Origin of the sequence: Bradyrhizobium sp. CCBAU 11386 (genome assembly GCF_028128955.1) — a bacterium.
GTDB lineage: Bacteria > Pseudomonadota > Alphaproteobacteria > Rhizobiales > Xanthobacteraceae > Bradyrhizobium.
On sequence record NZ_LBKA01000027.1, the window covers coordinates 125,449 to 136,231 of the forward strand.

The window sequence follows — 10,783 nt, forward strand, 5'->3', positions numbered from 1 at the left end:
GCGGTGACGAACAGCATCCTCAGCCATACCGGCGGCAGCGAGTACGAGAGCCTGGTGACGAACCCGGCGACGGTGACGACGACGATCACCGACGATCAGGATCCCGTCACCGCCACCTTGACGACGTCCACCGCCGGCATCTCCGAGTTCGGCGGCTCGGTCACCTACACAGTGACGCTGACCAGCGGGCTGACACCGTTCACTCCAAAGACCGATTTGGTATTGACCCTGGCCAACGGTGAGCACGTCACGATCTTCGCCGGGCAGCCGAGCGGTTCGGTGACGACCAACTACACCGACGCGCAGATCACAAATCAGGCGTCGATCGCCGATTCCATCACCGGAGTCTTCAGCGGCGGCAGCGAATACGAGCAACTGCTGACGACCGGAACGACCTCGGTGCCAGTCGTGTACGCGCCAACCGTTGCCGTCGGGAGCAATGTCGCCCTGCCGGAAGACACCCAGGAGGTGTTCCAGTTCACGGCTACGCCCGTCAGCGCGGGCTCGCATGTCACCCAGGTCGTCGTGTCAGGCCTCACGGGCTGGAGCGTCGATACATCCACGGCCTCGGTCAACGGTGCGACCGTGACCGCAACCTTCAACTCCGGTAGCGGCGTGCTGACCTTCAACATCAGCGGTGCCGCGGCCGGCACAGCCGAGACGGTCTCGGTGGCGATGACGCCGCCGCTGAACACCGATGTGGACGCGAGCATCACGATGACGGCCACTGCGGTGCAGGGCGCGATCAGCGCCACCAGTGCGGGGACGGCCGGTACCATCTATGTCGACGCCGTCGCGGACATGCCGACGGTGGTCGCCGGCCAGACACACATGATCTTCGTGACCGACTCGTCCAGCGATTCCAATACGGCCTTCAGCAACGGCGAAACCGGAGCGCTGCAAATCAAGGCGACGTTCGGCGACGTTCACGACGGATCGGAGACCCACACGCTGGATATCCATCTCCAGAGCGGGTTCACGGCTGGCCTCTCGGCAAGCGGCACGATCGCTGGCACCTACAACGGTGTCGCGGCGACGTTCAGCTACACCTACACTTCGGCGACGGGCGACATCCACATCATCGTCCCCCAGGATACAGGTCTCAATCCGAACGCCAACCAGACCGCCACGATCGATCTGAGCTTTGCGGTGACGGCGCCGGCGACGGGCACGCTTCCAAGCACGCTCAACTTCACGGCTACCGCTACTTCCACCGAAAGCACGCTGCATGGGGGCGGCGTGGGCGCGAGCAATGTCGATCTCACCACTGATAACGTGGCGACGCTCAGCGATACGACAGGAATCCCCGCCGCCCGGCTCTTGACGGGCAATTTCACGACGAACACGAACAGCCAGGTCCAGGAAGCGATTTTGAGCTTCATCGATGAGGCAAGCCCCCTTGATGCCTTCTCGCAGGTCCTGACGTTCAAGGGGACGGGCCAAGCGTCGACCTTCGTCGGCGACGCAGGATTCAACATCAATGGAGCGCATACGCACGAGGTCGTGCTCGAAAGTGCCTTCACGGCGACGAGCCAGGTCAACGTCACGGATTTCGTGTTGAACGGCGTCACGATGACCGCTGACAGCAGTGGGGTTACGACGAAGATAAACTACACGCTCTCCGGCTCGACTGCTGAAGCGTTAACGTCTGAAATCATCCCGGATGGCAATCATACGACGGATACCTATCTGAACTCACTGGATGGAACCTCGGGAAACAATTCGGGTGCCTCGGTGACGGGAAGCAGCGTCAACGGCAACTACGTCTATGGATACGATGGCAACGATACGCTGACGGGCGGGACCGAGAATACGTTCCTGAATGGTGGCGCCGGCGCAGACTCGATAAACGGCGGTGCCAAGAACGATGTGATCGTCTTCGATGCCGCCGATACCGCTGTGAACGGCGGTGCCGGTTTCGACATCCTCCGCATAGACCAAGGTGCGATCTACAATACCTCGCTTGAGATATCCGGCGCGCCTACCGGCGGTCTCTCTTCTGCCAATGCCCACAACACGGGAGGCGTTCAGCTCTATGATGTCGATCTGACGTCGGCCAATCTCACCAATCTGGAAGCGATTTTGCTCACAACGGAGGGGATCGCGAGCTCCGGGTATGGCACCGAACTCCACGGACTGGATGCCGCCAAGGTGGTCTCTATTACAGGCGGAGCGGGTGCTATAAACAGTCAGAGCGGCACCGCTAATACGCTGTTCATTCTCGGATCGGCAGGCGACGACGTTCAATTGACCGGTTTCACCGAGACTGCAACGACTTTTAACTCGTCAGGCGGGCAGGTCTTCCACCAATGGGTCTCGACCAGCGGCCCTGCGGCCACGTTGTTCATCGACAATGACCTGCAGGTGAATCACGCTGCGCAGGCCTAGCCAACAGGCAGGTGCCGACGATACCGGAAAGCGGCTCGATGAGAGCCGCTTTCTTTCTGTCTCACATCAGCAGCGGGAGCGCGCCCGGCCAGGCAGCGCCGGTGGCGACGTCCGTGTCGCCCCATTCAGTGCCTTCATTATTGGTTGCCGGCGCGGCCTCTGTGGGGGCGGCGAGCTGGCGCTGAGCGTAGGGTGCGGCGAACAGGTGGACGCCGGCGTGGTCGATGGCGAACAGCGGGGCCAGGTTCGTCGCCCCTGAATCCTCGATCAGCTCGGAGCGCCGGTTGTCCAGCACGAGCCACTGCCCGTCGAGGCGCGCGGCGAGCACGGCGTGGTCCTGCCGCACGGCGCGGTCGCGGACCAGCACGAGCCGCAGATCCTCGCGCGGAAATCCGGCTTCGCGCAGTGCGACGTATTTTGCGATCGCATAGTCTTCGCAATCACCCTTTGCCGTGGCGAAGGTCTCCAGCGGCGAGCTCCAGCGATCGGCCTCGCCATGCTGGGTATAGTCGCTGACGTAGCGGACGACCATGTTGACCGCGCGGTTGGCCTCGTCGAGCCTTGCGCGTCCCGATTTCGATTTGACGGCGCCGATCAATCGGAGGAACTGCGCGGCGTTCGAAGGGCAATTGGCGGCATCAGACTCGCACCGCCTCAGTGTCTCTGCGTCCCTCGCCAGCCTGGTCTCGAGGCCCCGCCACTTCTGCCACAACAGGCCTTCGGGCGCGCGGAAGGTGAAGAGGCCAAACGGCTCGTCGCCTTTCGCCGGCGCGGGCCTGGGCTCAGGAGCCGCGTCGGTCGCGATGTTGGAAGGTGTCAGCGCCGCGAGGCGGACTGCATTCGGCCCGCGGCCGCGCATGGCATCGAGCTTGGCCAGCACGTCGTTGATGCGGAAGAACGTCGCCGGCGCCCGCGCTGCTGCGTCAATGCCGGGTGCGAGAGTTTCCTGGGCCGAGGCGTCATCGGCCCGGACAGGCGATGTCACGCTGGCAACGATCAATGCAGCCAGCGCTGCGCCAAGCGCGCACAGGCCTTTCCGCTGCAATTCCCAATGCAGTGTCATAGACGACGTCCCCTGCGCCGGGAGCGTCGTCAACGTCTATCGCGTCGATCCACGCCCCGATCCTGTTGTCGGATCGAGACTGAGGTCTGCGACGCTTAGACGAGGTTAAAGCGGGGGGAGGGCGTCAGTCTTGTCGCAAAGGCGGTCAATCCCGCGCTTCGATGGACCGGCAAATTGTCGCCGCGACCTTTGCGCCCTGTTAACCTTGCCGAGGCCTCAACGCTCGCGCAGGGCTTCGTCGCGCAGTGTGCGGGCCGGCCTCACCAGATAATCGAGAACCGACTTCTCGCCGGTCAGCACCTCGACCGTCGCGACCATGCCGGGAATGATCGGGAGCGGCTTCTGCTCCGTGCCCAGGTGGTTCTTCTCTGTCCGCACCATGACGCGATAGAAGCTCTCCTGGCGCTCCGGCGTCTTCTCGGCCTTGTCGTCGACGATCGTGTCGGCGCTGATCCGTTCGACCTTGCCCTTCAGCGAGCCATAGACCGAGGAATCGTAGGCCGAGATCTTCACCACGGCGTCCTGGCCGGGCCGGATGAAGGCGATGTCCTGCGGCTTGATGCGACCTTCGACCAGCAGCGTGTCGTCGAGGGGAACGATGTCCATCACGTTGGCGCCGGGCTGCACGACGGCCCCCACGGTGGTCACGTTCAGCTTGTTGACGATGCCATGCACGGGCGCTTTCAGGTCGGTTCGCCGGACCCGGTCCTGCGCTGATTTGATATTTTCATCGAGCACGGCCAGATCGCCCTTCGACTTCGCAAGATCCTCGTCCGCCTGGGAGCGGAAGGAGGAGATCGTGCTCGCGATCTTGGATTGGGCCTCCGCGAGTTGCCCTCTCATCTCGGTCGCCTGGCGGTCGAGCCGCAACATCTCGATTTCCGGCACCACCTTTTGCTCGTACAGCTTGCGCGTCAACGCCAGCTCCCGATCCAGCAGTTTGAGTGTGCCGCCGAGCCGGGCCACCTGCTGGTTCAGGACGTCGACATCCTGCGCCAGTTTCTGCGCGCGCATCTTGAACACACTGCTTTCCGTGGCCACGGCCGACGGCACCACCTGGTCAAGCTGATCGGGAAAGATCAGCTCGCCCTTTCCTCTGGCTTCGGCCTCAAGTCTGGTGACACGGGCCGCCATCGCAGCCCGCCGTTCCCTGATCTCGCCGAATTCGGATGCAAACTTCGTATCGTCGATGCGCATCAGGGATTGGCCCTGCTGGACGATCGATCCCTCCTGGACGAGGATATCGCCGACGATCCCGCCTTCGAGCGACTGCACCACCTGCATCTGGCGCGCGGGTACAACGCGGCCATTTCCTCGCTTGACCTCGTCCAGCACGGCGAAATGAGCCCAGGTCAGGAACGCGGCGAGCATGGCAAGGGACGCCACAAGCAACATGCGGGAGGTCCGCGGCGCACGAAGCGCGGCGGCGGCCCGAACATCGTTGGCAAACGCGAAATCAGACGACATTGGTTCTGGCCATGGGTGAGGCGGGTTGCTCGGCAGCCGCCGGCATCGGGTTCTGGCTAGGCGTCGATGGCGCCGGCTTGCCCTGCAGGAGCGCGAGAACCTTGTCGCGGGGGCCGTCGGCAATCAGCCGGCCGTTGTCGAACAGCAAAAGGCGGTCGACCATATTCAGCAGTGAGAGGCGATGCGTCGAGATCAGAATGGTGATCTGCTCTTCGCGCAGCGCCCTCAGGCGCTCGAGAAATTCGGCTTCGCTGCGAATGTCGAAATGGGCGGTCGGTTCGTCCAGAAACAATATTCGCGGCTTCCTGATGAGCACCCGCGCAAGGCCGATTGCCTGCTTCTGGCCGCCGGAGAGGCTCCGGCCGCCTTCCGAAATGGGCATGTCGTAGCCCATGGGATGGCCCGCGATGAACGTCTCGACGCCCGCCAGCCGTGCCGCGGCCAGGACTTCCTCGTCTGTTGCCTCGGGTTTGCCCAGCGCGATGTTGTCGCGCAGCTTTCCGAAGAACAGCTCGGTGTCCTGCATCGCAAAGCCAACGCCGGACCGCAGGTCGGACGGATCGTATTGCCGCGAATCGACACCATCGACGAGGATACGGCCCTCCTGCGCCTCATAGAAGCCGAGCAGAAGCCGCCCCACGGTCGTCTTGCCGGATCCGATGCGTCCGATAATGCCGACCTTCTCGCCGCCTTCGATCTTGAAGGATACCTTGTCGAGCGCCTTGCCGGGCGCATTGGGGTAAGTGAAGCTGACGCCGTCGAAGGCGATCGCGCCTTCACGGATTTGTCGCGAGACATAGGCACGTGTAGGGGATCGCTCGCGCTCCAGCGACATGATGCGATCGATGGCCTTCAACGAGCTCAGCGTCTGCGTTCCGCGCGTGATCACCGACGCGATCCCGGCGATCGGTGCCAGAACGCGCCCCGCCAGCATGTTTGCCGCCACCAGCGCTCCGACCGTGAGCTTGCCGTCGAGTATGAGGAATACGCCGACGACGATCAGGGCGAGGCTGGTGAACTGTTGGGCCGTATTGGCGCTCGTCAGCGCGAGCGAGGCCCAGAAATGGACGTCTTCGCCCGTGCGGGCCGTTGCTGCGACGGATCGCTCCCAGGCCGTCTGCATGCGGGCTTCGGCGCCGGTCGCGCGTATCGTCTCGAGGCCGGACAGCGATTCGACCAGCACGCCATGACGTGCCGCAGCTTCAGCCTGCTGGCGTTTCATGGCCCGGTCCAGCGGGCGCTGCAGTGCCACGCCGATCAGGAGCATGACCGGCAACATCACCAGGGGTATCCAGGCCAGCGGCCCGGCGATCACAAAGAGGATCCCGACAAACAGCATTGCAAACAGCAGATCCGTCGCGGATACGACGCTGCCGGACGTGAAGAACTCGCGCACTGAATCGAAGTCGCGCAACTGATTGGCGAGGATGCCCACCGAAGAGGGGCGCTGCGCCATCTTCACGCCCATCACGTGCTCGAAAATGTTGGCAGCAAGAATGACGTCGATCGTCTTGCCGGTGACATCGATCATGCGGCTGCGGACCGTCCGGAAGATGAAGTCGAACGCAATCGCGAGCCCCATTCCGATCGACAGGGCAATCAGCGAAGGAAGCGCGCCATTGGGGACGACGCGGTCGTAGACGCTCATGGTGAAAAGGGGCGTCGCCAGCGCGAGCATATTTATCAGGAAGGCTGCAAGCGCGATGTGACCGTAGCTGCGCCAATGCAACTTGACCACCGACCAGAACCAATGGCTTCGCGGCAGATCGCCAGCAGCGACGGCGCGTGCGTTGCTCTCGACCGCCGCCCTGACGAAGAATGCGTATCCGGTGTAGCCGGCCGAGATGGTCTGGATCGCGTGAAGCTCAGGGAGGCTGGCCGTCAGCGACGGATTGAGGACTTTGACATTGCTTCCGGATTTGTCGAACTCCAGCAGGATCAGCGTCGACCCATTCTTCATGATGAGGACGGCCGGCAGCACCAGCGCGGGAATATCGGCAATGTCCCGTTTGACGGCTTCGGTCTGGAGGCCCGCGCGCTGAGCCGCACGGTCATAGAGGGGAACTGACAACCGACCATCGAGGATCGGCAGGCCGCCTAGCAGTGCCTCGCGGCTAACCGCACGGCCGTGGTACGACGCCAGGTAAATGAGCGATGATGCAAGTGGGTCGTCGCTTTCGAGGCGACCTGTCGCTTGCTTCGGTTCAGACGCAACGGCTCGCTCCGCAACGGGGTGGCCATGCATGCGCGTTGACTCGGATGCTCGAAATAACAAATGCGAATGTCCAAAATGAAATGATGCGGAGCGAAAAGCGAACCGTCATTCCAGCATAGCGGAAAACGCACGGAATCATTTGGTTAATCGGCAAAAGCACAACTAAAGGTTAATCTTCGAACCGCCTTTCGCCGATCACGGACCTGACTGTACTCGCGGAACTGGCACTATCTCTGAGCTGGCTCGAATGCCGTCGCCAGCCAGTGCGGCTTTCTATCGGCCGCGTACGCGGTAACGGGAGAGGTGTGCAGTATGACCGGATCGCTGGTGCTTCGCTGCTGCGTGATCCATTCGGATGCTCCCAGCAGGCTCGCCTGATTGGAACGCGACGGCCATCGATCCTTGAACGCATCAAGTTCGGGCGCTTCGTTCGCGTAGCCCAGACGGGCGGTAACCCGTTCCGGTGCAGGCACCGGGACGTTCAGCGGCTCGGAGCCGGTCTGGGGCAGCTTCACGCGGAGCGTCGGCGCCTTGTAGTCGGGCGTTGCGAAAATCCCAAGATCCATCGGCGCTGCATCAACGGGCGGCGGAGCTTTCAAATATTCGAGCAACGTGCCCATGGCGGCCAAAAGTTGATAGTCGGCGAACACCACGACGCCGCGCGCCGAAGTCAACGAAACCAACGCGTTGAAATACTGGTTCTGGGCATTCAAAAGGTCGATCAGCGAACGCTGGCCAAGCTCATATTCCTTCTGGAATGCCGCAATCGTCTTGCGATCAGCCTCGAGTTGCCGCGCCAGCGCGGCGATTCGTGTCGCGGTGACCGTCCGCGCTGCCCAAGCCTTGTCGATGGATTCGATTGCATCGCGCTGAAGGCGTGCATGTCGCGCAGTACTCTCGACGTAGCGCTCGGACATCTCCGATCGCCGCCAGACGTCCTGACCGCCGCGGAAGACATCCCAGGACATGACAACCTTGCCGCTGTAGTCGTCGTGAGTAACCCCTAGATAAGGGTAGGTGTTGTCGTTGTGCGTCGCCCGGCCCTCGAGCGAGAAGGTCGGAACAAAAGCGCCGTCCGTCACGCGAAACGCATGCTTTGCCGCATCGGCATCGGCCTGCGCGGCCTGGATGGTGGGGTTGAACCGTACCGTGGTTGCAAGGGCCTCGTCGCGGGTCGTGGGCAAGCCGCCCAGTGGTCCCGGGAAGCGAAGATTGATGGGTTCGAGTCCGACAACCTTGCGGAACTTGGCGCGGGACTCTTCCAGGCTCCTGCGGAATTCGGCGAGCGTAGCGCGCGCATTTTCAACCCGTTCGCGGGCCTGTTCGAGATCGCCTTCACCGGCGCGTCCGCCGGAAAAGCGCGTGTTGACGTTGCCGAAGATCTTCTCGTGGGTGGCGACGTTCTGCTCGCTGAGCGTGACCAGCCGCAAATAGCGCACGACATCGACATAGGCTTCCGCCGCGTCCAGAGCGATCAACTCGGTACGTTCGCGAACGCGGAAAGCGGCTGCGTTGACACGCGCCGTCTGCCGCCAGATGTCGTGAATCGAGGCGAAGCCGTCGAACAAGATCTGCCGGACGACGACGGATTCCTGCGATCCGTTTCGCCACGAGCCAGTTCCGGCGACCGGGACGGGCAGGGCGGTGCTGGTTGACACGGCAGCGCTCTGGTCGAATTTTTCGGGACCCCAGCGCGCTTCTACGCGCACCTGCGGAAGCAATGTGCTCTGGGTCTGGCGAAGCTCGCTCTCGGTTGCGCGGCGGTTGGCCGACGCTTCACCGACCCCGGGATTGGTGTGTACGGCCTGTTTCAAGGCGTCATTGATCGAGAACGGTTCGGCCAATGCGCCGCCGCACGGAACCAGAGCAAATGCTGTGAAAACGAGAATGTGCTTGAGCAATTTTACCTCCGCCCGTTTCCGAAATTCGGTCGCGGGGTCCCCCGTGAAATTGCTCGAAGTCTCGCAAGGACTGAACTGACAAGCTAGGCACAATGCGGGAAAATTGAGCAAATGTACGGGGTTGTCGCATTTATGCCACGTCGGCGGCGCAACGCAGGTGCAATAATACCCCTTTTTTCGGGTGAGGAGCGGCGCCAACCTTGGACGCGATCAAGTTTTCCCCGTGCCTTCTTACCCTCTCAGGCTGTGGTCGATCCACGATGCCGCATGAGGTGCTGTTCCGCCGACCGACGATTCTCTGTTGGGGAACAGAAACCGGGCTTCGGGCTCAAACCAATCGTCCGAATGAGCCCGCTGCCCCAGCGCGAGCACAATTTTCGGCCGACACTGGCGTCGCTTCCACGCTTGTCATCACAGCCATCGTTGCAAGCAGGTGTAGCCGATGCAGAGCGTCGGCGCTGCTTCGTCCGTCGGTTCCGTGGCCCCGTGGTGTGGCGGCAAGCGCCCATGCGAGTGCTGACCACCGTCCGGTATCAGCCGTCCGGTTGAAACAGCGCCGTGCCCGCCGAGCGCTCGCCGGCTGTTGAGGCTGCACGCTCCCTAGGGGGAGGAATGCGCGCTTTTTGCTTGCACCAGGCAAGGCACCTAGATGATTGTGACGGAAGCGTGAACGAACATACGCAGACGTGACGTGGCTATTTTTTTCAATTTATATTTTTCGGATTTCCGATGCGTGCGCTGCTTATTATTCTCGGCAGTTGGCTGCTCATCAATGTTCTCTTCGTCGTGATCATGATTCCTCCGCGGAAGTCGCGGAGGTCGACTGGCGAGAGAGGACAGAGCGGGCTGTCGCCAGCATTGATCAAACCGAATAGCCAGCTGGAAGAGGACGAGGGTTTTTCGCTTCGTCATGCAATTATTGCAATCGCGCTCGGCACCTTCTTTTCTCTGAGTCCGCCGTTGCTGCAAGCTTACGATGCGATCACGGCATTCATCAGAAAGCTCCGCCGAGGGGATGGGTCCAACGCGAAGACGTCGGACGACGAATAGTTTCCGAATTCCATTCATTCGAGGATCCGTGCCGAGCATGACGGGAATTCGGCAGATCCCTCCTCTGGCTAAATCGGAGTGCGGTCACTTCTCTCCCCGGATCGGCATATGGGCGGGTTGGTCGGGACCTCTCGGCACGCCGCATGATCCCAACGATCGCCCGATCGCCACAGCTCGGGAGCAGCAAATGCCGTTTCCTTGGCGTCGATCAAACGCCGGCTGCATCGCCGCACCATGAAGAAACGTCAAAGCGGCGTGTTCGGATGGGCGAAGCGCCCCGACGATAAATGGGAGCGATGTAACTTGTTGGAATTACGTACAAAAACGGGAAATAGGAATTGAGCCGGAGCGCTTCACCCGGTCCGATCTCCGTTGCGTCCCGTACGAGTTGACCGGGGCGGCCGTTCTGTCAAAGAAGGGCGTCACATCGACGGCCACGAACGCGCGGACTGCCCCGCCAATGGGTACCAGGAGATCGGGATAGCAATGACTGAGCGGATCGCTCTCATCACCGGCGTGACCGGCCAGGACGGCGCTTATCTCGCCGAATATCTGCTGTCGCTCGGCTATGTCGTGCACGGCATCAAGCGGCGCTCGTCTTCGTTCAACACCGCGCGGGTCGATCACCTCTATCAGGATCCGCATGTCGGCAACGTGCCGTTCCTGATGCACTACGGCGACATGACCGACTCGACCAAT

General features: G+C 62.0%; 7 protein-coding genes. 3 read left to right on the forward strand and 4 right to left on the reverse strand.

Annotated elements, in window-relative coordinates; translation table 11 throughout:
* On the forward strand, window positions 1–2,388 hold a 2,388-nt coding region (locus XI09_RS06925), incomplete at its 5' end, for a beta strand repeat-containing protein (protein WP_271566206.1).
* Between the two features lie 61 nt (window positions 2,389–2,449).
* Here XI09_RS06925 and XI09_RS06930 read toward each other — a convergent pair.
* The 4 genes from XI09_RS06930 to XI09_RS06945 form a co-directional block, all read right to left on the reverse strand.
* Window positions 2,450–3,451, reverse strand: a complete 1,002-nt coding sequence (locus tag XI09_RS06930) for a transglutaminase-like cysteine peptidase (protein ID WP_271566207.1) — start codon at window positions 3,449–3,451, stop codon at window positions 2,450–2,452.
* A gap of 216 nt (window positions 3,452–3,667) precedes the next feature.
* A complete protein-coding gene (locus XI09_RS06935; RefSeq protein WP_271566208.1) occupies window positions 3,668–4,918 on the reverse strand; it encodes an HlyD family type I secretion periplasmic adaptor subunit in 1,251 nt (416 codons plus the stop codon).
* Window positions 4,908–7,163 (reverse strand): type I secretion system permease/ATPase, encoded by a 2,256-nt coding sequence (locus XI09_RS06940; protein WP_271566209.1) that lies wholly within the window; start codon window positions 7,161–7,163, stop codon window positions 4,908–4,910. Before XI09_RS06940 ends, XI09_RS06935 begins: the two co-directional genes overlap by 11 nt.
* A gap of 197 nt (window positions 7,164–7,360) precedes the next feature.
* Window positions 7,361–9,034, reverse strand: a complete 1,674-nt coding sequence (locus XI09_RS06945; protein ID WP_271566210.1) for a TolC family outer membrane protein — start codon at window positions 9,032–9,034, stop codon at window positions 7,361–7,363.
* Between the two features lie 729 nt (window positions 9,035–9,763).
* Here XI09_RS06945 and XI09_RS06950 point away from each other — a divergent pair.
* Both XI09_RS06950 and XI09_RS06955 read left to right on the forward strand, forming a co-directional pair.
* The gene (locus XI09_RS06950; protein WP_271566211.1) at window positions 9,764–10,084 is read left to right on the forward strand and encodes a hypothetical protein; all 321 of its coding nucleotides are present in this window, start codon (window positions 9,764–9,766) and stop codon (window positions 10,082–10,084) included.
* Window positions 10,085–10,570: 486 nt separating this feature from the next.
* Window positions 10,571–10,783: GDP-mannose 4,6-dehydratase (locus XI09_RS06955; RefSeq protein WP_271566212.1), on the forward strand; the 213-nt coding region annotated here is incomplete at its 3' end.

Excerpts from the sequence above, each read along its gene's own strand:
- XI09_RS06950 (WP_271566211.1), top strand. The coding sequence starts at position 9,764 with ATGCGTGCGCTGCTTATTATTCTCGGCAGTTGGCTGCTCATCAATGTT.
- XI09_RS06940 (WP_271566209.1), bottom strand. The coding sequence starts at position 7,163 with ATGCATGGCCACCCCGTTGCGGAGCGAGCCGTTGCGTCTGAACCGAAG.
- XI09_RS06930 (WP_271566207.1), bottom strand. The coding sequence starts at position 3,451 with ATGACACTGCATTGGGAATTGCAGCGGAAAGGCCTGTGCGCGCTTGGC.
- XI09_RS06935 (WP_271566208.1), bottom strand. The coding sequence starts at position 4,918 with ATGTCGTCTGATTTCGCGTTTGCCAACGATGTTCGGGCCGCCGCCGCG.